This is a genomic window from Terribacillus sp. FSL K6-0262, assembly GCF_037977385.1.
GTDB lineage: Bacteria > Bacillota > Bacilli > Bacillales > Amphibacillaceae > Terribacillus.
This window is the reverse complement of the sequence record NZ_CP150277.1, coordinates 2719052-2744943: the sequence shown is the minus strand read 5'-3', so window position 1 is coordinate 2744943 and position 25892 is coordinate 2719052. Positions and strand designations below refer to the sequence as shown.

The following is a 25892-nucleotide window of genomic DNA, read 5'->3' as shown; positions in this document are numbered from 1 at the left end:
GATATCGTTTATTAAGGGAAACGCGGGAATTTCTTGAAGTCAGGGGAGCGTTTTTCCTTGAACGCGTCACGGCCTTCCTTCGCTTCATCCGTTGTATAGTAGAGCAATGTTGCGTCTCCACCCATTTGCTGCAAACCAGCAAGTCCATCCGTATCTGCGTTTAATGAAGCCTTCAGGAAGCGCAATGCTGTAGGAGACATGGCCAGCATCTCTTCACACCATTTGACTGTTTCCGCTTCAAGCTGATCCAATGGAACGACTGTGTTGACCAAGCCCATTTCCAATGCTTCCTGTGCATTGTATTGGCGGCATAGGAACCAGATTTCGCGAGCTTTCTTCTGGCCGATATTGCGCGCAAGAAGACCGGCACCATATCCAGCGTCGAAGCTTCCTACGCGAGGTCCGGTTTGACCGAAGATTGCGTTATCTGCAGCAATCGTCAAGTCACAGACTACATGAAGCACATGTCCGCCGCCGATTGCGTAACCGGAAACTTCGGCAACGACCGGTTTCGGGATGACACGGATCAGACGCTGCAAATCAAGGACATTCAAGCGAGGGATTTGATCATCCCCAACATAGCCGCCATGACCGCGAACTTTCTGGTCACCGCCGGAACAGAATGCTTTATCGCCCACACCGGCAAGTACGATGACGCCGATATTAGAGTCGTCACGAGCGTATGTAAACGCATCGATCAGTTCATTCACCGTCTGCGGGCGGAATGCATTGCGCACCTCCGGACGGTTGATCGAAATCTTTGCGATCTGATTGTATTCTTCGTACAAAATATCTTCGTACGTACGGGTGGATTCCCATTTGATTGTCATTATGATTCCTCCAATATATCCGCTTCGACATGAAGCAAGTATCTCCTTACTATTTTATCAAAGATCCGCGGTTGTTCAACATGGACGCAATGACCTGCCGCTGCAACGATATGCAAAGCCGCTGCCGGCAGCTGTCTTTCCATGTCCTGATTGATACCGACGAATTTATGATCCAATGCTCCAGCGACAAGTACCACTGGCTTATCCAATTGGGCAAGTTTGTCCCAATTGGAGGTTTGCTTGCCTGTCCCCATCGTTCGGAGGGATGCAGCCAAACCGCTTGCTTGCTGGGACAGCCGTTCTTTCCGGATTTGCTTCCGCATCGGCTCCGGCAAGCTTTTCTGTGTCTCGAACAACCGGATATCCTCCCAGAAATCCACAAACTTCTCAAGTCCATCCTCCTCCAGCCGACTGGCCAGGCGCTCATCCTGCTGCTGCCTTGCCAATCTTTCTTCCGCGGTCCGCAAACCGGGGGAGGAGCTTTCCAACAGAAGCCCGCTCAGCTTATCCGGATAACGGCAGGCAAAGGCAAGTGCCGCCCTGCCTCCCATTGAATAACCGAGCAGCTTGACTTTTGCAATACCTTGCAAATCAAGAAAAGCAGCAATCTCATCGGTGAAGCGCTCCATACTCAAGTCATCCTCGATGGGCGTTTTACCATGGCCCGGCATATCCACCGCTATCACATGATGTTCCCCAGCCCACGAATCCAAGAATGGCATCCATGTCTGATGCGTGCCAGTGAAGCCGTGTAATAACAAGAGTGCCTCATCTTGTGCACTTCCGCGTTCAACGTAGTGGAAATCAAGCATGGCAGTCCTCCAGGTAGTTCAAAAGCTTTTGTTCGGCTTCCTGCCATTTCTCGCGGTGCCAGCTGACATTGGCCTCCCGTTCGGTACGCACTTCGATGATATGCATGCCTTTTTTATTGTAGCTTTCCTGTAAAGCATCGGCAAAGGCTGACCGATCAGCCGCCAGTGTATATGGCAGCTGATAGAGACCTGCCGCATGGGCGAAGTCCAAGTCAGTCGGTGTGCCGAATAGCGTCTCGAAATGAGCAGCTTCCTGCGCCTGCGGCAGGAAGGAGAAAATGCCTCCGCCGTTGTTATTGATGACGACAACGGTCAAGTCAAGGCCGTAATTCCGCCCTGCCATCAGCCCATTCATATCATGATAGAAAGAAAGGTCCCCGATCACGAGAGTGGTGCGTTTACCATTTGCCGCAACACCCAATGCTGTGGAAACAACCCCATCGATCCCATTTGTCCCGCGGTTGCACCATGGCTGGATGTGCTTGTCCGTGGTGAAGAAAAAGCTATCCAAATCACGGATAGGCATGCTATTCCCAACAAACACATTACTATCATCAGGAGTTTGCTTGAGAATGTCCTGTACGGCTATCCCCTCTGTCAGCTCCATCTTTTCTGTGTCATCAGTCAGCACCTGCCGCGCGATGCGGTTCATTTCCTGCCATTTGACAAGCCACGTTTCATGCTTGGGACCAGGCAGCTCTGCCAATGCTTCGCACAGTTTCACAGGATCGCTGTATACGAACTGTGTATTCATCCCAACAGGCTCACGGTAACCGGCATGTTTCTCGACAACGATATGGTTGCTGCCCTTATATTCCTTCATCAGGAATAAGTACGGCTTGGATACTGGCATCGCACCGAATCGGATGATGAAATCCGGCTGCAGCTTCGCACGTACGGAAGCTGATTTAAGGATTGTATCATATGTTTCGATGATGACATCCTTGGCATGTGCCCCGCTTCTCAATTGCGATAATGGATCCGCCAGTACTGGGAGCTGCCATTTCTCCGCTAATGGAATGACTGCATCAGCAAGTGCCGCATCCTCTTGAGGGCCGACTACGATCAAGCCCCTTCGACCAGCCATGAGCATTTCCGCAAGATGCTGTACATCCGCCTCATCTAAGCGGGACGTACCATATAATGATGGCTTGGCTGCCACTTCTCCAGTGGACCATATGTCTTCCACTGTAAAATCGGGGGTAAGCGGCTCACGGAACGGAAAATTCAGATGCACCGGTCCTGGATTCCCCTCCATCGCCTGCTGCATTGCCCTGCCTGCTTGCTGCTGTACATATCGCAGCGCAGCCGGATTAGCTTCCGGCAGCATCATCTCATGGAACCACTTGACGAAACCGCCGTACATTTGAATCTGATTGATTGCCTGCGGCGCGCCTACATCGCGTAATTCATGCGGTCTGTCCGCGGTCAATAAAATCAAGGGAATACGACTATGAAAAGCTTCAACGACCGCAGGCATGTAATTGGCTGCCGCGGTTCCGGACGTACAGACGAGCGCCACCGGCTTTTGGCTTTCCTTCGCCAGTCCAAGTGCAAAAAATGCTGCAGAACGCTCGTCCAGATTCACCCAGTGTTTCATATGGGGGTGCTCCGTCATCAAAAGGGCAAGCGGAGTGGAACGCGATCCCGGTGAAATGACGACCTGCTCCACACCGCTGCGCCAAAGGGCATCCACAAAATGCCCGACATATTTGGTCAATGTTTCAATATGGCTCATTCTGACACCTCCAAAGCTTCCAGCATCGGACGGAACTTAATAGCAGTTTCCTCGAATTCCATCTCCGGATCGGAATCCTTCACGACACCGCAGCCCGCAAATAAAACAGCCTGCTTCTCATTCAGTAATCCCGAACGGATGGCAACGGCAGTATCCCCATTGCGATAGCTGTCCATCCAGCCGATCGGTGCACCGTACCAGCCTCGCTCGAGCGGTTCTTTCCCTTCGATGAAATCAAGCGCTTCCCGCTTAGGAAGGCCCCCCAAAGCGGGAGTCGGATGCAGTTCCTGGACGATCTGCTGCAAGGATGCCCCCGGAAGGAGCCTGGCAGAAACAGGTGTATGCAAGTGCTGGAGCTGTCTGAGCTTCAATAACTCCGGCCCGGTAGGAAGGCGCAAATCTTTCGCATATTTACTTATCACACCAGAAATCATCTTCACGACGTATTGATGCTCTTCGCGATTCTTGCTATCGTTCAGCAAAGCTTCCCCTATCAGCTGATCTTCCGACTCGTCTTTGCCTCTTGGCGCAGTTCCGGCAACACAGCTAGTATGCAATGTGCCGGACTGGACCCGCACAAGACGTTCAGGGGTGGCTCCCAGGAAGCAAGCTGCGCCATTTTCCACTGCAAAAATGAAACTATCCTTTTGTGTTTCCAGCAAATTACGGAGCACATGAGATGCCTGGACTTTCTCATTGAATTCCAATTTCATCCCGCGTGCCAGCACGACTTTATCCAGTTCAGTCGATTTTATTGTGTCCGTTGCTTCTTTTACTAACCGCTTCCAAGCTTCCGGTTCCAGCAGCTCTTTGCTGACAAGCTCTTTTCGGACAGCTGGAATGGCATCTTCTGCAAACAGCTGCTCCAATTGATCAAGGATAGCCGTTATTCGGCTCTCTATAGTCGAACCATCTACCAGCTGGTTGATGGTTAGATAATAATCCGTCTTCGTTTTGGTCAAAGTAAAAGCAGGTATACGATATTGCGCATCCGGGAAATCCTGCCACAATTCGCGCTTTCGCTCTTTTTGAAAGTTGATTCCGCTGAAAGCGACCGGACCTGTCCCTGCTTCCGAAGAAAGATTGTGAACTACTGCACTTTCCATGGCATGCTCCCATTCATCGGCTGCGCGCATATCCATCACTGTCGGGCCGGCACCAACCAAGCAGAAGTCATCTTTTTGGCTGTGCCAGAAATTACGATGCCCCTCCAAAGAAGCGGCATTGGCAAAGAAACGGAGAGGATCTATCGCTCCGACTTTCTCAGTCCAGCTGACCAGTATTTGCTGCTGCCGCTTCTCGGCAGCTTTACGAAGAAAAGATTCGAAATCTATCTTATATTGTTGAATCATGTTTTCCGACCTCCACATTACGGCAAGGACAATTTAAGTACGTATACGTTCATTTTGGATGTCCTTCCCTATTCTATTCCCTTTTTCGCCGATTAACAAGGAGGAGCACTTATTAACTTATTTTAAGTAAGTAATAACATTGACAGGCTATCTTTGTTTCCCTAAAATTAATATGATATAATGCCCTGCATTTTTAAGGAGAGAAAGTATTATGCAATCGATCGGAAACGATAATGTGCGACAAGCACTTAATGAGCGCGAAGGCTTCCAAATCTGGTGGCGTCTGATGCGTCCTCATACATTGACTGCTTCGTTCGTTCCTGTCTTCATCGGAACGGCGCTCGCTGCATTGGATGGCAAAATCGACTGGCTGCTTTTTGGAGCCATGCTGCTTGCCTGCATCCTGATCCAGTGTGCGACGAATATGTTCAATGAATATTATGATTTTGTCCGCGGACTTGATGATGAGCAGTCTGTCGGAATCGGCGGTACAATCGTACGGGATGGAATCAAGCCGAAAACCGTCCTGGCACTTGCGTTGACATTTTATGCCATCAGCATGCTGCTGGGTGTTTATATCTGCATGGAGTCCAGCTGGTATATCGCATTGATCGGTCTCGCATGCATGCTTTGCGGATACCTATACACAGGCGGTCCTTATCCGATTTCCTATACACCATTCGGCGAATTGACATCCGGTGTTTTCATGGGTGCCATCATCATCTGTATTACGTACTATATCCAGACGGATACACTTACCGGCAGTGTCGTATTGATCAGCATACCGGTCACCATCTTTATTGCATGCATCAACTTTGCCAATAATTTACGTGATCACGATGGGGATAAAGCAAATGGCAGACGGACTGTACCAGTCTTGCTCGGCCGCAAAAAAGGCGTTACCTTCCTTGGTATCTGGTTCATCATCAGTTATTTGATCACTGCGGTATTCATCGCAGTGGGACTGCTTCCGATTTGGGCTGTCATTACATTGTTAAGTATCAAGAAAGCCCGCGATGCTTACCGAGGCTTCATCGGAAAGACAAAACCGCTTGAGATGATGCCTGCAATGAAGGCTACAGGACAAACAAATACGATTTATGGTCTTTTGCTCGTGATCGCTTTGCTGATCCAGCAGTTCGTACCATTTTCATTCTGAGCGGAGAGCGGGCACACAGCCCGCTCTTTTATATAGGTTTAATACAATCCAGTACGGGAAATACATTACATACAGAAAGCAGGTAACTATCATGGACTTCTCAAACACTTTAATGGAGCAGCTGCAAATGCGGGTGGTGAAGGCAAACAAAGATCAAGTTGTCATGGAAATGCCAGTAGGGCCGCATAATCGACAGCCTATGGGTTTTTTGCACGGAGGTGCCACTGTTGCATTGGCTGAAACAGCAGCAAGCATCGGCGGCAATCTGCATGCAGACCCAGCCACACAGGCCGTGTTCGGTCTGGAGATCAATGCAAACCACATGCATAGTGTCCGATCCGGAATCGTGACCGCTGTTGCAGCACCGATCCATATCGGAAAATCGACCATGGTATGGCAAATCAGCATTTCGGATGAGAACAAAAACCTGCTCTCTATCGCACGCTGTACCCTGGCAGTGAAAACGAAACGGCAGTAAAAGGAGATGAGTTAAATGGATAAAGATAAATTGGCGTCTTTCCGCAGACAATTACTTGCAATGAAGGAAGAAGCAGAAGAACAGATCAAAGGGAACGATAGCTATGATGCTGCCAAAGAATTCCCCACTGACTCCATCGGCGAAATGTCGACCGTTGTCAATCACCCTGGCGATCTCGGGACGGAGATGCATGATCGCGAGACAGCACAAACGCTCAAAGAATCAGCGCGGGAGCGTTTACGTGACATCGAGGATGCACTGGATCGCATCGAGGAAGGCACTTATGGGTTGAGCGAAAAATCCGGCAAGCCCATCCCTGAGGAACGGCTGGAGGCGGAGCCGACGGCCCGGCTGCTCGTGGAGGAACAGGAAGAAATAGAAGAAAGAAGGCCATAAGAAAAAGGCACCCTCGCAGGGTGCCTTTGTTAATTGCGGCGTGTAAAGCCGTGCGGCCACATCCACACGTGTCAAAGACGTGCTTTACCGACTTATGCAATTCAGCTCATCGCTTGGTTATTGTAGCACGGACTGCCGGTCTTTGCAATAACTGTTTTACATCATGGTAAAAGCTCCCCCTCTTTGGGGGAGCTTTTAGGCTGCTGCTGTTCGTTTGCGCTTGGCGAACCAAGGCTTCAATTTCGCGAATAGCGGAACAAAGACAATCGCTATGACAATGCCTTTCACAAGGTTGAAAGGAAGGATGCCAGCAATGACCGCTGCCCACTTCGCATCGGCACTCATGACCGGAGAGCCCAAGAAAATGCTATATAGCGGCAGGACAACAAAATAATTCAGCACACTCATCCCGACTGCCATGGCAACAGTACCGGTAGCCAATCCGGAGATGAGTGTTTTTTTGCCTGCCCTGAATTTATGATAGAAGTATGCAACCGGCATGACGAATAGCATGCCTGCCAGGAAGTTGGCTGCGACACCTACCGGATCCCCGGCTCCTGTGAAAATAAGATACAATAAGTTCTTGATTGCTTCGACAGCTACACCTGCCAGCGGTGAAAACAGCAAGGCCGCTATCAATACCGGTATTTCACTGAAGTCGATCTTCAAATAAGCCGGCAGAATCGGAAGCGGGAAATTAAGCAGCATAAGTACCATGCTGATCGCTCCCAATAAAGCAAAAGTGATTGTTTTAGTCAACTTGGATGAACGCATGATCGTTCTCCTCCTTCATCTTGTTTATCGATTCTAACTCTTGATGAAGGGGAAGCAGCTTATTTACGTCAAAAAGCCCCGGAGCATGGCGCTCAGGGGCTTGGCATATACGCAAATAAGCAAGAAGACGTTTCTCACATGGAAACAAGGATGGCCAGTACGGCATCCGTCTTCTGCTTCGTATCTTCTCCCATCCAGACTTTCACTGTCGGTCCCGGAATTGCACCGGATCAGCCGCAGAACAATCGTCCTGCGGGTCACGGACTTCAGCAGCTCCCGCTGCTGTCACCGTCGGTCGGGAATTGCACCCTGCCCCGAAGATAGAATCGATTTAGTTTGTCATTATATTATACCTGCTTTCCATACATTTGCAACCCTTATGCTCACAGGTCCAATGGATTCAGGCTTTCTTCACCAGATAGGTTTGTCAGGAATTTTACCAAGAGATCGATTTCCTGCTGGATGACCTGCAGGCTGACTGTTTCTACCGGGGAATGCATATAGCGAAGCGGCAAGGAGACAAGCGCCGTCGATACACCCCTGCCCGAATAACGCATCTTATCTGCGTCCGTGCCAGTGATGCGCGGCGTCAATTCGTATTGCAGCTGAATGCCGAGCTCTTTCGCTGCTTGCTCCAGCAGGAGATTCGCCTTGCGATTGATCGGCGCTCCCTTGGCCAATACAGGACCTCCATCCAAGCTGACTTCGACTACCTTCCGACGGTTCACTCCTGGATGGTCGGTAGCGAACGTCACATCACAGGCAATCGCCAAATCCGGCTGAATACCGGCTGCAGCGAAGTATGCACCCCCCATATTCGTTTCTTCATTCACGGTACTGGCTGCATATACACCGACATCCAGCTTCTCTTCCTTAAGCCGGCGGATGACTTCCCCGACAATGAAAGAACCAGTACGGTTATCCAGTCCCCGTCCTGTCAAATAACGATCCATCAATACAGACGGCTGACGCTGATACACGATCAAATCCCCGACCTGCACATATTGCTCGATTTCCTGCTTGGATTTGGCACCGCAATCTATATATAGATCCGGCAGCTCGAAATCGCCCTTCATTCCTCCAAGATGCATCGCATTCACGCCGACGACACCCGGTATCGTCTTACCATATCCAAGCACCTGTACAGTCATACCAAGTGCTGCTTTTGCATTAAAACGTCCCATTTCGTCAATACGGAGGAAGCCATTTTCATCGATTCCCGTTACCACCATCGCGATTTCATCACAATGCCCGGCAAGCAGCACTTTGAATTTCGCTTCCGGATTGATGACTGCGATAGCATTGCCTGACGCATCTGTTCGCATTTCATCCGCAAATGGTGCATATTCTTTGATCCATTTTTTCTGTATTTCCATCTCAAAGCTGGACGGTGAAGCTGTCCGCAGCAGCTCCATCAAAAAATCCTGATTATCTAGTTGCATATCCATTCCGCCTTTTTATGTAGTCTTATTACACTGTAGCATAAACAGAAGCTTATTTGTTTAGTTTGGACGATTGGTCGGGTAAACTAAACATCAGAAAGGATGAAACAAATGACGACATTGAATGAATGGTTTGATAAAGGGATCCATATCGATGCATATCTGGACTCCATGCAAACACATAAAGAAAATACAATGCATATTTACGATCACTATGAGCTTCCAGCTGATACGGAATTCTTCAGCACACTCCGTTCCCAAAAGCTTCGTGCCATCGTGCTGACAGAAGATTGGTGCGGAGATGCCATGCTGAATCTGCCGATCTTTTATCATATCGCTCAGGCAGGCGCAATCGATGTCCGCATCCTCCGACGCGATGAAAACCTCGAACTGATGGACCGATACTTGACGAATGGCAAAAGCCGTTCCATTCCGATCATCATCTTCATCAATCAAAATGGTGATGAAGTGGCAAAATGGGGTCCGCGTGCTCCCGAGCTCCAAGTATATATCGATGAATCATTCAACAGCCTGCCTGATAAGGATGCTCCTGAATATGAGGAAAAACGTGATCAAATGCTCACCTTCATCACAAAATCCTATCGGGACAATCATGATTTCTGGCAGTGCGTATATGCAAGCATGAAAAGAGGACTTGAGGAAGCATAAAAACATCCAATCTGGATGTTTTTTGCTTTTTACCAAAGGTATATGCTATTTGATCAACCTGCGCTCCATCTCTTCCAACAATGACTTGCTTGGTCCATTTTGAAGCAGACGATAATAAAAACCCAGCTGGCATAATTGACTTGCCCGCAAAGAAATGCCTTCTTTATCACCCTCATAATGAAGAAGCACTTGCTCCATGAACGTATCACCCACCTGGGAAATCCCAGCAAAATCAATAGCTGGGTCGCCGATATGCGCATCCGTGAAATCTATGATGCCGATTTCCCCGCTCGTTTGCTCCCATAAAATATGTGCCGCTCTTAAGTCTCCATGTACCGCTGCTCTTCGTTCGGTCTGCAGGACCGAAAATAATCTCTCCGTATAATTAGTGAGACGAGCCGGCATGCTCGGATAAAAACGTCTTATTTTTTCAAGCAGCAGTCCATAATAGGCTTTATCCCGTTCCGGTAATCCATGGCCGGAAGCATCGATATGATGAAGCTTGGTGAGAAAAGTACCCAATTGGATGGCAGCCTTTTTCAAGTCTGCAGGCGGAAGATCCCTCGAAATCGGACAGCCGGGAATATATCGATAAAGCATCACCTCTTTACCATCCGGAGCTGTACGGATTTGAAATGCGGGCAGCCTGATGTCAGCCTGTAGCTGTAATTCCGATAATAGCTTCTGCTCCGCCAATTTTAATACCCTTTTCCCTTTCGGTATCCGCAGCACCCAGCTATCATTCAGCACATGCACTTCATGATCCCAGCCTGTATCAATGACTTCCCATTCGTTGATCGGCTCCTGGATGAATGCTTCCAGCCATGCCAACGCAGTCAGATCCTTCATCTGCCTCCCCCTTTCCGTTTAAATCAGCTGAATATACATATACTAACAAAAAAAGAGGAGGGATAGGTTGGTCACCCAGTTTTTGCGACGCTTCTATTTTCGTCTGCCGATTTTCATTCGTCTCTTCTCCACCGTGCTTACCGTCATGCTGGTTTTTGGGATCTGTATGCATTATATCGAACCGAAGCAATTCCCCACTTATTTTGACGGCATTTGGTGGGCTTTCGTGACAGCATCCACTGTCGGCTACGGTGATATCATTCCGGAAACGTTACATGGTAAGATCCTTGCAATTATCCTTATCCTCTCAGGAGCAGGTCTGTTCACTTTTTATTTGGCCACCATCGCGGCAGGCACCGTAAAATATACCCAGGATCTCTCCAAAGGGCTGACCGAATTCAAAGGATCCAATCATATCATCATTGTCGGCTGGAATGAACGGGCCCGGACACTGCTTCGGCGGCTGACCGAAAAACATCCGGAACAGCCAGTCGTCTTGATCGATCAGACATTGACCCAGCTGCCCTACAGGGAGCATCCGCTGCACTTCATCCGCGGCGATGCTTCAGAGGATAAGACGCTTCAAAAAGCAAAGATCCAGCAAGCGACCACCGCCATCATCACAGCAAACTCGGGTAAAAACGAAAAACAAATCGATTACATGACAATCTTGACCACCATCGCTCTGCGCGGGAATAATCCTCATCTTCATATCGTGGCAGAAGTGCTGACTCATAATCAAAAAGAGAATCTCCGCCGTGCCGGAGCGGATGTCGTGATCAGGACGAACGATTTCGTCAGTACCTTGTTTTTCCATGAAGTGTATCATAAAGAAAAGAGAAGTCATCTGGAGCTGCTGATGCATTTCCTGAAAGAACAGGAAATCCGTGTCATCCCTTTGCCAAGTGAATTAGTCGGTAAAAGTTACTTTGAAGCAAGCCGTCATTTCGCCCGCAAAGACAAGACAACCATCGGATATATGCGAGGGGAAAACATGGATATGAGCCCGGATTTCCAAGAGCCGATGCACAGGGAAGACTGCATCATCACCCTGCAGCATATCGAATGAAAAATCCCTTCTGCCATGATGGCAAGAAGGGATTCATACGTTGTTTATAATCTTTTCTCCAAGGCTGCTTTTTCTTCCTCGTAGCCAGGCTTGCCAAGAAGCGCGAACATATTTTTCTTATATGCTTCCACTCCCGGCTGATCAAACGGATTCACACCAAGCAAGTATCCGCTGATCGCACAAGCCTTTTCGAAGAAGTACACAAGATAGCCGAAGCTGAATGGATCAAGCGCCGGGACTTCCACGACCAGGTTCGGGACATTTCCGTCCGTATGCGCAAGCAATGTTCCCTGGAACGCTTTGTGATTCACTTGATCGACTGTCTGTCCTGCAAGATAGTTCAGTCCATCCAGATCCTCTTCCTCGGCTTCGATCGTCACATCGGATACAGGCTGTTTGACATGCACGACTGTTTCGAACAGGTCGCGGCGCCCTTCCTGGACATATTGACCAAGGGAATGCAGATCTGTCGAGAAGTTGGCGGATGCCGGGAACAATCCTTTCAGGTCCTTCCCTTCACTCTCTCCGAACAACTGCTTCCACCATTCACTGAAATACTGCAGGGATGGCTCATAGTTCACGAGAAGCTCGATATTTTTACCTTTGTTATACAAAACATTCCGGACTGCTGCGTATTGATATGCTGGGTTTTCCTTCAGAACGGATACAGCCAGTTCTTCCTGCGCCTTTTGCGCACCAGCCATGATGCTGTCGATGTCGACGCCAGCTGCCGCTATCGGCAATAATCCCACTGCTGTCAGGACAGAGAAACGGCCGCCCACATCATCAGGAATGACGAACGATTCGTAGCCTTCTTTGGAAGAGAGTGTTTTCAATGCCCCTCTTGCTTTATCCGTCGTCGCATAAATCCGTTTGCGTGCTTCTTCTGCCCCGTACTTTTCTTCCAGGTACTTTTTGAATATACGGAAGGCAATTGCCGGTTCCGTCGTCGTACCACTCTTGGAAATAACATTCACACTGACATCCTTGCCTTTGATTGCATCCATCAGCTGATTCAAATACGGCGCACTGATGCTATTGCCGACAAAGAAGACTTGGGGTGCTTTGCGGTCTTCCTTGGATAGCACGTTGAAAAAGCTATGTGTCAAGGCTTCGATCGCCGCACGGGCACCAAGATAGGAACCGCCGATTCCGACAACGAGCAGGACATCCGAATCAGATTGAATCTTCTCTGCTGCCTGCTTGATACGGGCAAATTCATCTTTGTCGTAATCCGTCGGCAAATCCAGCCAGCCCAGGAAATCATTACCCGCACCTGTTTTATTATGTAATTGTTCATGCGCAGCCTGGACGAGCGGTGCCAGGTAATCCAGCTCCTGCTCCCCGATATATGGCATCGCTTTCTTAAAATCGAATCCGATGTGTGTCATATTCATCCTCCTTGAAACTGCTTACTACTGCAACTTTACCGAAACTGGACAAGTAAAGCAAGAATTGTTGCAGGAATAAAATCATCCAACAAACGCATGCTAAGAAAGATTTATCATCCCGCTTCATGAAATGGAGGTTATGCAGTTGAATTTAGTACAGCGTATCGCTCTTGTCCTAGTCATCATCGGTGCGATCAACTGGGGACTAGTCGGTTTATTCAACTACGACTTGGTTGCAGGTATCTTCGGAAACGGCAGTCAAGCCGCTGCTTTGCCGCGGATCATCTACAGCCTTGTCGGCTTGGCCGGTCTAGTGTCGATTTCCGCTCTTTTCCTGGAGCGTAAAGAAGTCGAAGAAGCGACAACAACCAAGGCATAAACGGATAAATCAAAAAAGACCCCCTGATGCAGGGGGTTTTTCCATTATTTGCGGTTGCCTTCTGTTTGCTTGATCCAGTCCTGCAGTTTATCTTTCAATGTGTTGAAGCCTGCCGGTGCATCTTCGGACACAGCTTGTTTCGGACTGTTTTGCGTTTTGGCAGGAGCCTCTTCCGTCGCACGGATAGAAAGAGAATACTTGCCGTTTTCTTCGTTGATATCAAGGATTTTGACTTTTACTTCATCGCCTACGGATAGGTGTTCATTGATATCTTTGACGAAACCATGCGTCACTTCGGAAATGTGAACCAAGCCTTGCACTTGCTCATCCAAAGCGACGAACGCGCCATAAGGCTGGATTCCTGTTACTTTTCCTGTCAATACTTGTCCTGTTTCAAACTTCTCTGCCATACTAAACAACTCCTGATTTTTTCTACTTTTATTCGCAATAAACAATTCTAACACAGTAAGTTGGATTCGGCAAAAAATTATAAAATAATGATTTTTTCTCCAGAATAGGTTTGCATCCTAAGTATTTTGGCAATACATGATACTGTAAGACTTTCTCGTATTCCCCCTGTAGGCAAAGCGATACGCATCGCTTTGCCCTTTTTTTGCATATAAAGGGGAAAACGGCCGAAACTAAAGCTAATTGCAGGCAAAGGGGCAACGCCGGATGTCTTACTCGAACCACACCTTCCATCATGATGAAATAGCTATTGATTACCGTCTTTATCCATCCCGCAACGATCATACCTCGAGTACGATCCTTCTGCTGCATGGTTTCTTGGCTTCGGGATACTGTTTCCATCGCATGATCCCAAAGCTGCGCAAGCGATACCATGTGCTGACAATGGATTTCCCGCCTTTCGGCAATAGCGGCAAAAGTGCCAAAACGGCATTTTCTTATGAATACTATACTCGTCTTGCCGTCTCTCTTCTGGATCATTTGCATATCAAAAAACTGGATGTCGCCGGTCATTCCATGGGCGGTCAAATCGCGATGCGGCTTGCATTTGCATATCCTCACCGCATTAATAAATTATTCCTGTTTGCCCCCTCAAGCTATATGCTGCCAACCGATGCATTCAGCAGCCTGCTGGCCTCATCCAGTATGTTTCCTGCCATGATGCGGCTTATATTCGAAGCAAGCAGTGTCGTTGGATTCCTGCGCCATCTCGTTGCCGATCCCGATAAGGTCACACTGCGCATGGTAGTGGCATACAGCATTCCATTCATGGCAAAAGAGCTTTATCCTGCCCTGGCTGCCTTCATCCGGACAAGGGGAGGCGATCTGCCAAATGACAGCTTGCAGCAGATACAAGCAGAGACAATGATTTTCTGGGGGAATCGGGATCCATTGCTTCCGCCCTCCATCGGCTATCGCCTGGTTGCCGAGCTTCCCAATGCCACGCTTCATGTCCTTCCCGATGCTGGTCATCTCCTTCCGGAGGAGACACCTGAAACATTGGTCTCGTATATGGGATGAACAAGCCTTTCGCTTTTCGAAGCAATTATTTATATAATGGGAGAAAGAAATAATGGAAGGAATGGGACCATGCATAATTTCGAAATAGTTCATGACCGTCGGAATACCCGATCTGTAAAATGGGACAACCTGAAGGCTTTATATGGAGGGGAAGATGTGCTGCCGATGTGGGTTGCGGATATGGATTTCCAATCGCCGCAAGCTGTGGTGGATGCCTTGAAAAACAGGGCTGAACATGGCATATATGGCTATACAATCACGGATGCGAGCATCTCCAGAATCGTTTCCAGCTGGATCGAAAAACGACATGGCTGGCGCATAAAACCAAGCTGGCTCCTGTATAGCCCCGGAGTTGTGACCAGTCTGCATATGGCAATTCAGACATTCACCGAACCTGGAGATCAAGTCGTCATCCAAACACCTGTTTATGCTCCTTTCTATAATGTTGTCAAAGTACATGATCGCAAACTTGTGGAAAATCCATTAATCGCCGAGGGCAATACATACCGAATGGATTTCGAACAGTTGGAAGCCTGTTTCCGGGCAGGAGCAAGGGCGATGATCCTATGCAATCCGCATAATCCAGTCGGTCGTGTCTGGACAAAAGAGGAGCTGGGGCAGCTGGCAGAGCTATGCGGGACCTATGATGTGCTGCTGCTGTCGGATGAGATCCATGCTGATCTGATCCATGAAGGATATCGGCACATCCCGATCGCCTCTTTATCCGAGGACATGGCTAAACGGACGATCACCTTCCTATCGCCATCGAAAACATTCAATTTAGCAGGATTGCAAGTATCCTATGCAATCATTGAACAGGAAGAAAAGCGCAAGCAGCTGCAAGGGACATTCTCCAAGCAAGGGTTCCATATGCTGAATACGATGGCGGTTGCTGCAATGGAAGCTGCTTATACAGACGGTGAACAATGGCTGGATGGTCTGCTTGATATATTGGCAGTCAATAAAAAGCTGGCGGAAGAAGCATTGGCGGATAATCCGCTGATCCAGCTTGCACCGCTGGAAGGCACATATCTGATGTGGCTTGATTGCCGCAATATGAATCTGGAACAAAAAGAATTGATGGATTTCTTTGCTAAAAAGGCCAAGCTGGGATTCAATGACGGCGTTCAATTCGGCGAAGCCGGAACTGGTTTTGTCCGGATGAATATCGCTTGTCCGCCAGCAACGATGCGCGACGCCCTCACGCGGCTGAAGAATAGCCTGCAGGAATTCGAGGCAGCAAGATGAGCACAGTGGAAATCGGCAGTGTTGTGAAAGCACGATACAAAACCGGCGTCTATGTCGGTAAGATCAAGGAAGAACGCGGCAAGTTCTATTTAGTGGAAGTACTGGCTGTCCTGAAACATCCGCAGCAAGGCGACCTGCACAATCCGAAGGAAACGGAGGGTGTCTTCTTCCATGAAAGACGGGCGCTTGCCCACCATGAAAAAGCGAATATACCGAAGACGGCAGTGTCGGCATTCACGGATGACATCCCAGACTATCCCGCCTCTTTGCAAGCAGCATTGAAGGAGCTGAAGGACGATTTGAATGATCAGCCCGATTCCGCCTATCGTGAGCTTGTACTCTCAAATATAGACTCGCTGGAACAAGATTACTTCAAATGAACGAAAAAGGCAGGAGCTCAGCTCCTGCCTTTTATCAATTTCCTCAAGCTCCCTGGACCCAGAGATTTTTCAGCTCAAATGGTTTTCCAAAACTTCCTCGATAGCCTCCAGCGCAGCTTCCTCATCATTGCCATCTGCGGTGATGACCACTTGTGCCCCTTGAGGGACACCCAGCGACATCACCCCCATGATCGATTTCAAATTAACCTTCTTCTCTTTGTATGAAAGTTCAATTTCAGAATTGAACTGGCCGGCTTTATTGACGAGTAAGGTTGCCGGGCGCGCATGGATGCCCGTTTCGCTTGTGATTGTGAAAGTCTTTTCTTGCATGTTGATTCCCTCCAAAGCTTATGTACATCTAAGTTAAATGTGAATGTTATAACATCATTCATTATAGGAGATAAGAAAGCGGTTTTAAATGGATACGCCACTTTTTTAAGTTTAAAAACCGCTCCATGGCATAAGTTTGAGTTTATCTCATTTTTGTGGTAATTTTGACACATCTAGCAAAAAGGAGTGCTGTCATGAGTGTACATATTAATGCCGAAGCCGGCCAGATTGCGGACAAAATCCTGCTTCCTGGTGATCCGCTGCGCGCAAAATACATCGCTGAAACATTTTTGGAAGATACAAAGCTTTATAACGAAGTAAGAGGAATGTATGGCTATACTGGTACATACAAAGGAGAAAGAATCTCCGTTCAAGGTACGGGTATGGGCGTCCCTTCCATCAGCATCTATGTAAATGAATTGATTCAGAGCTACGGTGTGAAAAAACTGATCCGTGTCGGTACTGCCGGCGCTATCCAAAAAGACGTAAATGTTCGTGATGTCATCCTAGCATCCACCTCCAGCTCCGATTCCCAAATCAACCGTCAGGAATTCGGCACAGTCGATTTTGCACCTACAGCTGACTTTGATTTGCTGCTGAAAGCATATCAGGCTGGACAAGCAAAAGGCTTGAATATCCGTGTCGGTAACGTCTTTACAAGCGATCGCTTTTACCGGGACAACACGTTGGAATTCTACGGGAAATTGGCAGATTATAACGTTTTGGCTGTTGAAATGGAGACAACCGCCCTTTATACACTTGCAGCGAAGCATGATTGTCAGGCTCTGTCCGTCCTTACCGTCAGCGATCACATCCTGACAGGTGAAGAAACAACGGCCGAAGAGCGTCAGACTACATTCAGCGACATGATGGAAATCGCATTGGATGCAGCAATCCAGGCATAGAAGAAGGGCTTCTATGCCTTTTCTTCACCCAAATTGTAAACCCTAATAAAAATTAGGTTGACAATTAAACACTCCTCGTTTACTATTTCTGCAAGGAGTTGATGATTCATGAGTCGTACTGGAAAATTGACGGCAAGTGCAATGTTTGTCGGCTTGATGACCGTCGGTGCAAATATTTCGGTCTGGCTGCCTTTTCTTGCTGTGCCGATCGGCGGACAAACCGTGCCGTTGTCCATGCAGCCATTCTTCGCATTATTGGCTAGTTTGCTGTTAGGCTATAAATGGGGATCCTACAGCATGATTTGTTATGTATTGCTTGGTTTGACTGGGCTGCCGATTTTCGCGGATCTCTCGGGCGGTTTTGCTGTCTTTGCCGGGCCTACTGGCGGTTTCTTGCTGTCTTTCATTCCTATTGCTTTCATTGCTGGATTCATCATGGAAAAAGCTAACTTTCGATTTCGTGTTTTTGTTGCGGTGATCGCTGGCGTGCTGGTGAATTATCTTATCGGGGTCACCTATATGTATGGCGCCATGCAGCTTTGGATGGGCGTGGATATAAGTTATTCGGCAGCCTGGATCAGCATGATTCCATTCCTGATCAAGGATTTCAGCCTCTCCATACTTGCAGCACTGTTTTACCCGAGATTGGTCCATGCTTTCGGGAAAGGTAAAGTAACATATAATACTTCGTTTAAATGACATTTCTCAGGGAAATTTAGTTATAATGATTACATTATATATATTATAGCTTTTCCCCGAAAGGATGTCGCAGCACATGTCATTGTTCCACAATCTGCCCTTATGGAGTGCATTGATTGCCATTGTATTCGCACAAGTAATCAAAGTGCCGATCCGTGCGATTGCAGATAAGCGCCTTCAGCCTGATTTAGCATTCAGTACGGGAGGAATGCCGAGCAGCCATTCGGCCGCAGTTGCTGCCCTTACCACTTCGATTGGTTTTGAAAGCGGACTTGACTCCCCCTTATTCGCTGCTTCCTTCGTTTTTAGCATCATCATCATGTTTGATGCATCCGGAGTCAGAAGGCAAGCAGGCGAGCAAGCCATCCTGCTGAATTTGCTCCTGAAGGATTTCCAGCGCTTTGTCGAGGAAGCAAAAAACTGGGGCAGTAAACAAGAATTCGAAAAGAATCGTGAAATCAGGGAGATGCTCGGCCACCAGCCGATTGAAGTCTTTTTCGGGGCCTTAACCGGCATCGCCATTTCCCTTGTCATCTATTTGCTATTTTGATGGCAGATGCAGCTGCTTGAGTCCTGAATCGTGAACAGGAAGCTGCCTTTGTTCATATTTCATGACATCTTCCACCGTCAAATTGGTCAGCTGGCTCCATGTCACATACATAGCTGCAAGCCAGAGGGTACCAAGCAGCATTCTTTTGCACCAACGCAGGATCATATCCTTCACCTCTGGTAACAGCATCGACAACTGGATGTCTACCTATACCAAAAAGCAGCCGCTTGGCTGCTTTTTTTCAGCTGAAAATATTGAATTTCCCTTTTTTCAAGACCAATCCCACACCGCCCAGCTGATAGAGATAACGATTATCCGACGCCTTCTTCATTACATCAGCCGGTTTTCCGAAAAGTTTCCTGCCCATCACGATTCCCATGGCATCCCCGCCTCCCAGGGAAGCAAGCGTACCTTTGATATCCGGAACGAACTTCTGCGTATTGCTTTCCTTGCGAATGAGTGCTTTTAGATTCTGTGCGCAGTTATATCCCATTTGAGTAGCCAATTGCGCTGTCGGAGGATAAGGTTTGCCTGTTTCTTCATTCATGACGGCAGCACAGTCGCCAACGATGAAAATATCGTCATGATTCGGATCACGTAGGTCCTCTGTCACCATCACCTTGCCGCGGTTCACTTCAAAACCGGATTCCTCAAGGATGGAATTGCCTTTGACACCGGCTGCCCATACAGTCGTATTGGTTTTCACGGTATGTCTTTCGCCTGCTTTTTCATAGACGATGCTGTCGGGTTTCACTTCCTTGAGGAAGGCATTCGTCTGAAATTCGATGCCTCGGGATTCCAAGGAATTCAGGGCATACTCGACCAGCTGCGGGTCGAATCCCATCATGACGGATGCCCCGGCTTCGATAACGATGACTCTCACTTTGTCCCGGTCGATATCATATTCCCTGCACAGTTCGGGAACACGTTCCGCCAGCTCTCCGGCAAACTCGATGCCCGTGAAGCCGCCCCCGCCGATGACGATATTCAAACGCTCTTCTTTCTTTTCTTTTTCATTATTATATACAGCGAAATTATGCTCGATATGCTCCCGGATCAGACGGGAGGAATTGATGCTCCGGATGATGTACGCATGATCAAGAAGTCCCTCGATGCCGAAGTTCGCTGGCTCAAAGCCGAGTCCGACGACAAGATAATCATAGGAGAGCTCGCCATTCTCCATCACCAGCTTCTTTTCATCCGGTTTGATTTTCGTCACGGTATCCTGGACGAAATTGACTTTTTTCGCATCGATCACATCCTTGATCGCAATGCGCGTCTGGTCATGATGCCTTGTACCGGCTGCATTCTCATGGAGCCAAGTCGTTTGATAATGATAGTCATGCTTGTTGACGAGTGTGATACTCGCCTCGTCCGCTCCAATCAGTTTCTGAAGTTTCACAGTCGTGATCAAGCCGCCGTAGCCTGCTCCTGCGATCACAATTTTCGGTTTGTTCATCTTCGATCACATCCATTAACATAGTTTGGGTTTACAAAGCTTGCAACAACCTGACTGAACATTAATTTTTTGTTTGTGATACTATTCACTTTATAAAACAAATGAAAACATAAAACTGTCACAAAACCTTCATCAATATTATGGTAAACGTTTTCTTTCCTTTTATCAACCAAAAAAAGGGAAGGAGATCCTGTCACTGTGCAGACTGCCAAACAGATAAAAATCCTTCTTCTTACTCATATTTCGGCAACTATGATAAAATACCAGTTGTTACGTTTAAAAATACTAGGAGGAACCGGTATGTCAGATCAAGTATATGATGTGACCATCATCGGTGCAGGTCCAGTCGGACTTTTCACCGCATTCTATGGTGGGATGCGTCAGCAAAGTGTCAAAATCATCGAAAGCCTTCCCCAAGTCGGCGGACAGCTTTCTGCCCTATACCCGGAAAAATACATCTATGATATAGCAGGCTTCCCACAGATTCGTGCACAGGAATTGGTGGACAACCTTATGGAACAGCTGAAACGCTTCGATCCGACGATCGCACTCGGTGAGTCAGTCGAGAGGGTCGAGCGTTTGGAAGATGATACATTCCGCATCGAAACGGACAAGGGTGTACATTTCTCCAAGACCATCATCATCACCGCAGGAAATGGCGCCTTCCAGCCGCGCCGCTTGACGGTTGAACGATGTGATGAGTTCGAGGGTGTCAACTTGAACTATTATGTGGATAATATGCAGAAATACGCCGGCAAACGTGTATTGCTGGCAGGCGGCGGCGATTCCGCTGTCGACTGGGCCCTGATGCTCGAACCGATTGCAAAAGAGGTGATCCTCGTCCATCGCCGTAATGAATTCCGGGCTCATGAGCACAGCGTGGAACGACTTATGCAGTCCAATGTAAGAATCATGACCCCTTATACGCCCGTCGAGATGCTGGGTACCGACCGTATCGAGCAAGTCGTCCTGCAAAAAGTGAAAAGCGAAGAAAAAGAAACGATCGATGTCGACGAAGTGCTCGTAAACTATGGCTTTGTCTCTTCCCTTGGCCCGATCAAGCAATGGGATCTGGAAATAGAGAAAAACAGCATCGTCGTCAATACAAAACAAGAAACGAATATCCCTGGTATCTATGCAGCAGGAGATATTTGCACATATCCCGGCAAGGTCAACCTGATTGCCTCTGGTTTCGGCGAAGGTCCGACAGCCATCAATAATGCCAAAACATATATCGATCCAGATGCTCGTGTGCAACCGAAGCATTCCACAAGCATGTTTTAATCACCGCACCGGTTTCCTATAAGGAAACCGGTGTTTTTTTATGGCTTCTTGTATAAGGAAGCCCTTCTTTCACAGACTAGTAGCGATAAAGGAGGAGCTGTATGGAAAACGAATTCGAACATCGCTTGATCCCGCTTGCCTCGATCAAGAGCGGAAAGGAAACGACGGTCTCCCCGACTGTCCATGGTTATCTTGACAGGATCGTCAATATCTTCTTCATCGAAAATCCAGATACAAAAGAATGGGTGCTTGTCGATGCCGGTGTACCCGATACGGCAGGCAATATCAAGCAGGCAGCTGCCGAGCTGTTTGGAGAAGGAGCAACACCAGCCTGTATCATCCTTACGCATGGTCACTTCGATCATGTCGGCAGTATAGTGGAGCTGGTGAAAGAATGGAATGTACCTGTATATGCACATGAATTGGAATTGCCTTATCTGACCGGCCAGCTGGATTATCCGGAAGGCAATACAAATGCTGGCGGCGGCCTGATCACCAAAATGTCCAAAACCTTCCCGAATGCGGGCATCGATTTGAGCCGGCACGTCCGGCTCATCCCGCTTGATCACCAAGTACCTCATCTGCCTGGATGGCAATGGATTCATACACCCGGACATACACCAGGTCACATCAGCTTATTTCAGCCGGAAGACAAAGTGTTGATTGCCGGCGACGCATTCACGACTGTCCAGCAGGAATCACTGCACAAGGTACTGACACAGCATAAGGAATTCAACGGTCCTCCCCGCTACTTCACCATGGATGAGCAGGAAGCTTACCGCTCGATCCGGAAACTGAAGGATCTGCACCCAAAAGCAGCCGGGACTGGCCATGGCATGCCTGCTTTCTTGGAAGAATTGGAGGAAGGACTTAAAAAGCTGACGGAAGCGAATGAATAAAATCCGATAAACACATGACGAATCCCATTCACAAGAATGGGATAATTTTTTTCTATAACAAAGGGGATAGGCTCAATGATATAATGATTTGGAATTGTCTAATTCTGGATAGGGAGAGAGAGAGATGAATGAAGCAGCACAGTCTTATTGGGACCAATTCTGGCAGTCCCGCAACAAACCAAAACCAGACAAAGTCAGTGCTTGGCAATTCGGTGCCGATCCCGATCACTTGGCTCAGCTGGTAATGGATGGTATCAAAACAGCTACATGTTCCGGACTGATTTTTTATGAACTCGAAAACGAGCCTTTGCCCTCCGTTGATGATTACAGCATCATCTTAAGCAGCAAGGATGAACCACTGGCTATCATCAGGACCTCTGATGTAAAAATAATGCCGATGAATGAGGTCCCGGAGGAGTTTGCCATTGCCGAAGGGGAAGGCGACAGAACATATCAATACTGGAAAGATGTCCATGTGGAATTCTTTACGGAAGAGCTTGGAAAAGTAGGACTCGAATTTGCAGAAGATATGAAGCTGGTATGTGAGCGCTTTGAATTGGTGGATATAAAAGAATGATGAAAAGACGCTTGGAAAAGTTCCAAGCGTCTTTTCATTCGAGGATATTGGCTGTTTCCAGACTGGATTCATTTTACGCTCTTCCAGTGAATTCCGTTTTCTCTTTCAAATTAGGCACCGTCTTTCGAATCGTCTCTTGACGGAAATCTTGTTCCAAATCCTCCAATGAACGATTCTTTGTTTCTGGGAGGCATTTATGGATAAAGATAATCGCAGCGATACCCAGGACGACAAAGATGAGGAATGTGCTGGATAATCCGATTGCACTAAGCAGCACCGGGAATGTCAAACTTACAGTGAAGTTCGTCATCCAGTGGAAGAATACAGCGATTCCCATCCCCATTCCGCGAATGCGTGACGGGAAGATCTCGGACAGCATCAGCCATGTGACAGGAGACACCGCGCCTTGCTGGAAGGCCAGGAATGTTACAGTGAGCCCCAGCACCAAATACGGCAGTGCAGGAGTCCCCTCAAAGAAAGTCGTCACGATGGTAATCAAAAGCAGTGCGCTTGTCGTTCCGATGAAACCTGTTATCAGCATCGGCCTGCGGCGTACTCTGCCTAACAACCATATACCGAAGATGGCAGCTGCAACGGAAATGACACCATTGGCAATATTACCTATCAATGCTGCATCCCGGCCAAATCCTGCATCACTTAAAATCTGCGTACCATAATACATGATGGAGTTGACACCAGTTATTTGCTGGATGACCCCGATACCTAAACCGATAAGGACGATTCTTCTGATCCATGGAATGGCCAGGTCCTTAAAGGATGCTTTATCTATACTCCGCTCTTTTGCCACGGTTTTCTTGATTTGTTCCATTTCTTGCTTTGCCCGATTTTTGCGGCGGATCTTTAAGAGAATCTGAAATGCTGTTTTCAGCATACCCTGCTGAGCCAGCCATCTTGGACTCTCCGGCATGACGAGCATACCGAACCATAGTACAATCGCAGGCAATGTCGCAACCGCCAACATATAGCGCCAAATATGGGCGGTATCACCGAATAGGTTCCCAAGCAATGCGTTTGAAGAATAAGCAAGCAGCTGACCAGTGACGATCATCAAATCATTGATCGTCACCATTTTCCCGCGCGATTCAGATGGAGAAACCTCCGCAAGGTATGCAGGAACCGTTACCGATGCACCCCCGACAGCGAGTCCGAGCAATACGCGGAAGACAATCATCGTCTCCGTATTCGGCGCGAAAGAACAGCCTAAAGTTGCCACAAAGAATAAGACAGCTAAGTATAAAATGACACGGCGGCGTCCGACCTTATCCGCAAGCTTCCCTCCGGATACTGCACCGACTGCAGCTCCAAGAAGCAAGGAACTTGCCACCATCCCCTCTGTCAACGGCGTCAGATTCAACTGGTCTTCCTGTCCCATGAAAGGCAGGGCCCCATTGATGACACCCGTATCATATCCGAATAGTAAACCTCCGAAGGTAGAGATGAAAGCAATCAGTCTCAGCCTCCGCTTCGAACTTCGACCATCATCATCGATTTGAGGGACACGCCCTCTGCCATTAGCTTGTTTGTCCATCTTCTTCTCTCCTCCATTTTTCGCATGTAGTTTGTTGTACAAACAATGCTTTCACCCTCGGCTGTTTGTATGGGTGAATAGGAGATATATACCCGTTTTTTATTAAAATAATCATCTTTTTTTGTATAACATTTTCATCACCCGCGCAACAGTCTTACTGAAGAGCGTTTTTAGCTTGTTATACCTTTTTGGTCATAAAGACCGTTTCTATCGCTGCACCATCAGGTCTTAGGACTGTTTTCCTGTCAATGACAGAAACGGAGGCGCGGCTTATCTGTATTCCTCAAATGCATCGAGCGTGACGCGATGCATTGTTGACGCATTTTAAGATTTTACTGATGATATCATTCCATTCCCTCCTAAAAACTCCCTATCAACTATAATTACATACTAAGCCCCTCTCGCATCTTTCAACTGGGAAATACCATTAGTCCCCAACTAGATAGAAGGTTGATATATTGCCTCATCATTCATTTTCTGCATGCAAGAAAACGACAATTTCATGGACAAGTTTCCCAATACAGGTTTTTCTGAAATCATATTACAATCTAATAGAACAATAGATACTAGGAGGAAGCCTGAATGAAAAAGAAATTTCTTGCACTATTGATCATCATGTTTACAATCGCCTTCACATTGGGCGGCCAATTCCAGCCCTCGAAAGCATATGCTGCAACAGGGAACACACCTATTGTCTTCGTCCACGGTTTAACTGGATCGGACTCCAACTTCTATTTCATCGAAAGATATTTGGAGAGAAACGGCTACTCGAGCGATGAGCTATATGCAATTGATTTGCCAAGCAAACAGGGACATCAGGAATTGAATTCCACTGCCATCCAAAGATTCGTTGATGATGTACTGGAGGAAACAGGCAGTGACAAAGTAAATATCGTTGCCCATAGCATGGGCGGCGCAAACAGCCTTTATTATATCCTGAATAAAGGCGGCAAGGATAAAGTGGATAAGCTGATCACCTTAGGCGGCGCCAATCGACTTACAACGAGTGTCGCTCCAGAAGGCATCGATACCACATCCATCTACTCGACAAGTGATCGCATTGTAAGCTCCTATCTATCCACTCTATATGGCGCGAATAATATACGCATATACGGTGTGTCCCATATCGGACTGTTAAATAGTTACCAAGTAAACAACCATATCTTAGAAGCTCTCCAAGAATAGG

29 protein-coding genes and 1 riboswitch are annotated in these 25892 nt (G+C 47.8%); of the genes, 16 read left to right on the top strand and 13 right to left on the bottom strand.

Annotated features, from left to right (window positions below):
• Positions 1-11: 11 nt before the first annotated feature.
• Genes menB through MHI54_RS14035 form a run of 4 tightly spaced genes read right to left on the bottom strand, consistent with a single transcriptional unit; the run spans position 12 to position 4732 of the window.
• The gene (gene menB, locus MHI54_RS14050; RefSeq protein WP_095215966.1) at positions 12-830 is read right to left on the bottom strand and encodes a 1,4-dihydroxy-2-naphthoyl-CoA synthase; all 819 of its coding nucleotides are present in this window, start codon (positions 828-830) and stop codon (positions 12-14) included.
• Positions 830-1642: a 2-succinyl-6-hydroxy-2,4-cyclohexadiene-1-carboxylate synthase gene (gene menH, locus MHI54_RS14045; protein WP_340081920.1), complete on the bottom strand. Its 813-nt coding sequence runs from the start codon at positions 1640-1642 to the stop codon at positions 830-832. The genes menB and menH overlap by 1 nt, the downstream gene beginning before the upstream one ends.
• Positions 1635-3380: a 2-succinyl-5-enolpyruvyl-6-hydroxy-3-cyclohexene-1-carboxylic-acid synthase gene (menD, locus tag MHI54_RS14040; RefSeq protein ID WP_340081919.1), complete on the bottom strand. Its 1746-nt coding sequence runs from the start codon at positions 3378-3380 to the stop codon at positions 1635-1637. The genes menH and menD overlap by 8 nt, the downstream gene beginning before the upstream one ends.
• Positions 3377-4732: an isochorismate synthase gene (locus tag MHI54_RS14035; protein WP_158221532.1), complete on the bottom strand. Its 1356-nt coding sequence runs from the start codon at positions 4730-4732 to the stop codon at positions 3377-3379. Before MHI54_RS14035 ends, menD begins: the two co-directional genes overlap by 4 nt.
• A 211-nt stretch (positions 4733-4943) precedes the next feature.
• Here MHI54_RS14035 and MHI54_RS14030 point away from each other — a divergent pair, with 211 nt between their 5' ends.
• From MHI54_RS14030 to MHI54_RS14020, 3 genes are all read left to right on the top strand, one after another.
• Complete coding sequence (locus MHI54_RS14030) at positions 4944-5891, top strand: 1,4-dihydroxy-2-naphthoate polyprenyltransferase (RefSeq protein ID WP_095215962.1); 948 nt, start codon at positions 4944-4946, stop codon at positions 5889-5891.
• A gap of 91 nt (positions 5892-5982) precedes the next feature.
• Positions 5983-6369 carry a hotdog fold thioesterase gene (locus MHI54_RS14025; protein WP_095215961.1) on the top strand — a complete coding sequence of 129 codons (387 nt, stop codon included), beginning with the start codon at positions 5983-5985 and terminating at the stop codon, positions 6367-6369.
• Between the two features lie 15 nt (positions 6370-6384).
• Positions 6385-6765, top strand: a complete 381-nt coding sequence (locus tag MHI54_RS14020) for a hypothetical protein (RefSeq protein WP_095215960.1) — start codon at positions 6385-6387, stop codon at positions 6763-6765.
• Between the two features lie 195 nt (positions 6766-6960).
• On the opposite strand, the gene MHI54_RS14015 is transcribed toward MHI54_RS14020, so the two are convergent.
• Together MHI54_RS14015 and MHI54_RS14010 are read right to left on the bottom strand one after the other, a co-directional pair.
• Positions 6961-7539 carry an ECF transporter S component gene (locus MHI54_RS14015; RefSeq protein ID WP_095215959.1) on the bottom strand — a complete coding sequence of 193 codons (579 nt, stop codon included), beginning with the start codon at positions 7537-7539 and terminating at the stop codon, positions 6961-6963.
• Positions 7540-7717: 178 nt separating this feature from the next.
• Positions 7718-7865: riboswitch (FMN riboswitch) on the bottom strand.
• A 57-nt stretch (positions 7866-7922) separates the two neighbouring features.
• Positions 7923-8981, bottom strand: a complete 1059-nt coding sequence (locus MHI54_RS14010) for a M20/M25/M40 family metallo-hydrolase (RefSeq protein ID WP_095215958.1) — start codon at positions 8979-8981, stop codon at positions 7923-7925.
• 111 nt (positions 8982-9092) lie between these two features.
• Here MHI54_RS14010 and MHI54_RS14005 point away from each other — a divergent pair, with 111 nt between their 5' ends.
• Positions 9093-9650, top strand: a complete 558-nt coding sequence (locus MHI54_RS14005; protein WP_095215957.1) for a thioredoxin family protein — start codon at positions 9093-9095, stop codon at positions 9648-9650.
• A 45-nt stretch (positions 9651-9695) separates the two neighbouring features.
• Here MHI54_RS14005 and MHI54_RS14000 read toward each other — a convergent pair whose 3' ends face one another.
• Positions 9696-10499 (bottom strand): phosphotransferase, encoded by an 804-nt coding sequence (locus MHI54_RS14000; RefSeq protein WP_340081918.1) that lies wholly within the window; start codon positions 10497-10499, stop codon positions 9696-9698.
• 67 nt (positions 10500-10566) lie between these two features.
• Between MHI54_RS14000 and MHI54_RS13995 the strand changes: the two genes are divergently transcribed.
• Complete coding sequence (locus MHI54_RS13995) at positions 10567-11568, top strand: potassium channel family protein (RefSeq protein WP_095215955.1); 1002 nt, start codon at positions 10567-10569, stop codon at positions 11566-11568.
• A gap of 44 nt (positions 11569-11612) precedes the next feature.
• On the opposite strand, the gene MHI54_RS13990 is transcribed toward MHI54_RS13995, so the two are convergent.
• Positions 11613-12959, bottom strand: a complete 1347-nt coding sequence (locus MHI54_RS13990; RefSeq protein ID WP_340081917.1) for a glucose-6-phosphate isomerase — start codon at positions 12957-12959, stop codon at positions 11613-11615.
• Between the two features lie 145 nt (positions 12960-13104).
• Between MHI54_RS13990 and MHI54_RS13985 the strand changes: the two genes are divergently transcribed.
• Positions 13105-13338 carry a DUF378 domain-containing protein gene (locus tag MHI54_RS13985; protein ID WP_095215953.1) on the top strand — a complete coding sequence of 78 codons (234 nt, stop codon included), beginning with the start codon at positions 13105-13107 and terminating at the stop codon, positions 13336-13338.
• A gap of 44 nt (positions 13339-13382) precedes the next feature.
• Here MHI54_RS13985 and yugI read toward each other — a convergent pair whose 3' ends face one another.
• A complete protein-coding gene (gene yugI, locus MHI54_RS13980; RefSeq protein ID WP_095215952.1) occupies positions 13383-13748 on the bottom strand; it encodes a S1 domain-containing post-transcriptional regulator GSP13 in 366 nt (121 codons plus the stop codon).
• A gap of 265 nt (positions 13749-14013) precedes the next feature.
• Here yugI and MHI54_RS13975 point away from each other — a divergent pair, with 265 nt between their 5' ends.
• The 3 genes from MHI54_RS13975 (at position 14014) to MHI54_RS13965 (ending at position 16454) form a co-directional block, all read left to right on the top strand.
• A complete protein-coding gene (locus tag MHI54_RS13975) occupies positions 14014-14826 on the top strand; it encodes an alpha/beta hydrolase (RefSeq protein ID WP_095215951.1) in 813 nt (270 codons plus the stop codon).
• A 69-nt stretch (positions 14827-14895) separates the two neighbouring features.
• The gene (locus MHI54_RS13970; protein ID WP_340081916.1) at positions 14896-16074 is read left to right on the top strand and encodes a PatB family C-S lyase; all 1179 of its coding nucleotides are present in this window, start codon (positions 14896-14898) and stop codon (positions 16072-16074) included.
• Positions 16071-16454: a kinase-associated lipoprotein B gene (locus MHI54_RS13965; protein WP_095215949.1), complete on the top strand. Its 384-nt coding sequence runs from the start codon at positions 16071-16073 to the stop codon at positions 16452-16454. The genes MHI54_RS13970 and MHI54_RS13965 overlap by 4 nt, the downstream gene beginning before the upstream one ends.
• A gap of 69 nt (positions 16455-16523) precedes the next feature.
• Here the strand turns inward: MHI54_RS13965 and MHI54_RS13960 are convergent, their stop codons facing one another.
• Positions 16524-16784, bottom strand: a complete 261-nt coding sequence (locus MHI54_RS13960; protein WP_095215948.1) for a phosphocarrier protein HPr — start codon at positions 16782-16784, stop codon at positions 16524-16526.
• Between the two features lie 194 nt (positions 16785-16978).
• Here MHI54_RS13960 and deoD point away from each other — a divergent pair, with 194 nt between their 5' ends.
• The 3 genes from deoD (at position 16979) to MHI54_RS13945 (ending at position 18938) form a co-directional block, all read left to right on the top strand.
• Positions 16979-17689, top strand: coding sequence for a purine-nucleoside phosphorylase (deoD, locus tag MHI54_RS13955; RefSeq protein ID WP_340081915.1), 711 nt, complete (start codon positions 16979-16981; stop codon positions 17687-17689).
• Positions 17690-17797: 108 nt separating this feature from the next.
• Positions 17798-18388, top strand: coding sequence for a biotin transporter BioY (locus MHI54_RS13950; protein WP_340081914.1), 591 nt, complete (start codon positions 17798-17800; stop codon positions 18386-18388).
• Positions 18389-18464: 76 nt separating this feature from the next.
• Entirely contained in the window at positions 18465-18938 is a 474-nt protein-coding gene (locus MHI54_RS13945; protein ID WP_095215945.1) for a divergent PAP2 family protein, read from the top strand.
• On the opposite strand, the gene MHI54_RS13940 is transcribed toward MHI54_RS13945, so the two are convergent.
• Together MHI54_RS13940 and MHI54_RS13935 are read right to left on the bottom strand one after the other, a co-directional pair.
• Entirely contained in the window at positions 18930-19133 is a 204-nt protein-coding gene (locus tag MHI54_RS13940) for a hypothetical protein (RefSeq protein WP_340081913.1), read from the bottom strand. The two genes, MHI54_RS13945 and MHI54_RS13940, sit on opposite strands and share 9 nt — an antisense overlap.
• 46 nt (positions 19134-19179) lie before the next feature.
• Positions 19180-20397: an NAD(P)/FAD-dependent oxidoreductase gene (locus tag MHI54_RS13935; protein ID WP_095215943.1), complete on the bottom strand. Its 1218-nt coding sequence runs from the start codon at positions 20395-20397 to the stop codon at positions 19180-19182.
• A 300-nt stretch (positions 20398-20697) separates the two neighbouring features.
• Between MHI54_RS13935 and MHI54_RS13930 the strand changes: the two genes are divergently transcribed.
• The 3 genes from MHI54_RS13930 to MHI54_RS13920 all read left to right on the top strand — a co-directional run bounded on the left by MHI54_RS13930 (position 20698) and on the right by MHI54_RS13920 (position 23157).
• Positions 20698-21681, top strand: coding sequence for an NAD(P)/FAD-dependent oxidoreductase (locus tag MHI54_RS13930; RefSeq protein WP_095215942.1), 984 nt, complete (start codon positions 20698-20700; stop codon positions 21679-21681).
• A gap of 101 nt (positions 21682-21782) precedes the next feature.
• Entirely contained in the window at positions 21783-22580 is a 798-nt protein-coding gene (locus tag MHI54_RS13925; RefSeq protein ID WP_095215941.1) for an MBL fold metallo-hydrolase, read from the top strand.
• Positions 22581-22704: 124 nt separating this feature from the next.
• Positions 22705-23157, top strand: a complete 453-nt coding sequence (locus tag MHI54_RS13920) for an ASCH domain-containing protein (RefSeq protein ID WP_340081912.1) — start codon at positions 22705-22707, stop codon at positions 23155-23157.
• A gap of 73 nt (positions 23158-23230) precedes the next feature.
• Here MHI54_RS13920 and MHI54_RS13915 read toward each other — a convergent pair whose 3' ends face one another.
• Positions 23231-24706: a sugar porter family MFS transporter gene (locus tag MHI54_RS13915; protein ID WP_095215939.1), complete on the bottom strand. Its 1476-nt coding sequence runs from the start codon at positions 24704-24706 to the stop codon at positions 23231-23233.
• A 582-nt stretch (positions 24707-25288) separates the two neighbouring features.
• On the opposite strand from MHI54_RS13915, the gene MHI54_RS13910 reads away from it, so the two are divergent.
• The gene (locus tag MHI54_RS13910) at positions 25289-25891 is read left to right on the top strand and encodes an alpha/beta fold hydrolase (protein ID WP_095215938.1); all 603 of its coding nucleotides are present in this window, start codon (positions 25289-25291) and stop codon (positions 25889-25891) included.
• The last annotated feature ends 1 nt before the right edge of the window (position 25892 follow it).

Excerpts from the sequence above, each read along its gene's own strand:
- menB (WP_095215966.1), bottom strand. The coding sequence starts at position 830 with ATGACAATCAAATGGGAATCCACCCGTACGTACGAAGATATTTTGTAC.
- menH (WP_340081920.1), bottom strand. The coding sequence starts at position 1,642 with ATGCTTGATTTCCACTACGTTGAACGCGGAAGTGCACAAGATGAGGCA.
- menD (WP_340081919.1), bottom strand. The coding sequence starts at position 3,380 with ATGAGCCATATTGAAACATTGACCAAATATGTCGGGCATTTTGTGGAT.
- MHI54_RS14035 (WP_158221532.1), bottom strand. The coding sequence starts at position 4,732 with ATGATTCAACAATATAAGATAGATTTCGAATCTTTTCTTCGTAAAGCT.
- MHI54_RS14030 (WP_095215962.1), top strand. The coding sequence starts at position 4,944 with ATGCAATCGATCGGAAACGATAATGTGCGACAAGCACTTAATGAGCGC.
- MHI54_RS14025 (WP_095215961.1), top strand. The coding sequence starts at position 5,983 with ATGGACTTCTCAAACACTTTAATGGAGCAGCTGCAAATGCGGGTGGTG.
- MHI54_RS14020 (WP_095215960.1), top strand. The coding sequence starts at position 6,385 with ATGGATAAAGATAAATTGGCGTCTTTCCGCAGACAATTACTTGCAATG.
- MHI54_RS14015 (WP_095215959.1), bottom strand. The coding sequence starts at position 7,539 with ATGCGTTCATCCAAGTTGACTAAAACAATCACTTTTGCTTTATTGGGA.
- MHI54_RS14010 (WP_095215958.1), bottom strand. The coding sequence starts at position 8,981 with ATGCAACTAGATAATCAGGATTTTTTGATGGAGCTGCTGCGGACAGCT.
- MHI54_RS14005 (WP_095215957.1), top strand. The coding sequence starts at position 9,093 with ATGACGACATTGAATGAATGGTTTGATAAAGGGATCCATATCGATGCA.
- MHI54_RS14000 (WP_340081918.1), bottom strand. The coding sequence starts at position 10,499 with ATGAAGGATCTGACTGCGTTGGCATGGCTGGAAGCATTCATCCAGGAG.
- MHI54_RS13990 (WP_340081917.1), bottom strand. The coding sequence starts at position 12,959 with ATGACACACATCGGATTCGATTTTAAGAAAGCGATGCCATATATCGGG.
- yugI (WP_095215952.1), bottom strand. The coding sequence starts at position 13,748 with ATGGCAGAGAAGTTTGAAACAGGACAAGTATTGACAGGAAAAGTAACA.
- MHI54_RS13975 (WP_095215951.1), top strand. The coding sequence starts at position 14,014 with ATGTCTTACTCGAACCACACCTTCCATCATGATGAAATAGCTATTGAT.
- MHI54_RS13970 (WP_340081916.1), top strand. The coding sequence starts at position 14,896 with ATGCATAATTTCGAAATAGTTCATGACCGTCGGAATACCCGATCTGTA.
- MHI54_RS13965 (WP_095215949.1), top strand. The coding sequence starts at position 16,071 with ATGAGCACAGTGGAAATCGGCAGTGTTGTGAAAGCACGATACAAAACC.
- MHI54_RS13960 (WP_095215948.1), bottom strand. The coding sequence starts at position 16,784 with ATGCAAGAAAAGACTTTCACAATCACAAGCGAAACGGGCATCCATGCG.
- deoD (WP_340081915.1), top strand. The coding sequence starts at position 16,979 with ATGAGTGTACATATTAATGCCGAAGCCGGCCAGATTGCGGACAAAATC.
- MHI54_RS13950 (WP_340081914.1), top strand. The coding sequence starts at position 17,798 with ATGAGTCGTACTGGAAAATTGACGGCAAGTGCAATGTTTGTCGGCTTG.
- MHI54_RS13945 (WP_095215945.1), top strand. The coding sequence starts at position 18,465 with ATGTCATTGTTCCACAATCTGCCCTTATGGAGTGCATTGATTGCCATT.
- MHI54_RS13935 (WP_095215943.1), bottom strand. The coding sequence starts at position 20,397 with ATGAACAAACCGAAAATTGTGATCGCAGGAGCAGGCTACGGCGGCTTG.
- MHI54_RS13930 (WP_095215942.1), top strand. The coding sequence starts at position 20,698 with ATGTCAGATCAAGTATATGATGTGACCATCATCGGTGCAGGTCCAGTC.
- MHI54_RS13925 (WP_095215941.1), top strand. The coding sequence starts at position 21,783 with ATGGAAAACGAATTCGAACATCGCTTGATCCCGCTTGCCTCGATCAAG.
- MHI54_RS13920 (WP_340081912.1), top strand. The coding sequence starts at position 22,705 with ATGAATGAAGCAGCACAGTCTTATTGGGACCAATTCTGGCAGTCCCGC.
- MHI54_RS13915 (WP_095215939.1), bottom strand. The coding sequence starts at position 24,706 with ATGGACAAACAAGCTAATGGCAGAGGGCGTGTCCCTCAAATCGATGAT.
- MHI54_RS13910 (WP_095215938.1), top strand. The coding sequence starts at position 25,289 with ATGAAAAAGAAATTTCTTGCACTATTGATCATCATGTTTACAATCGCC.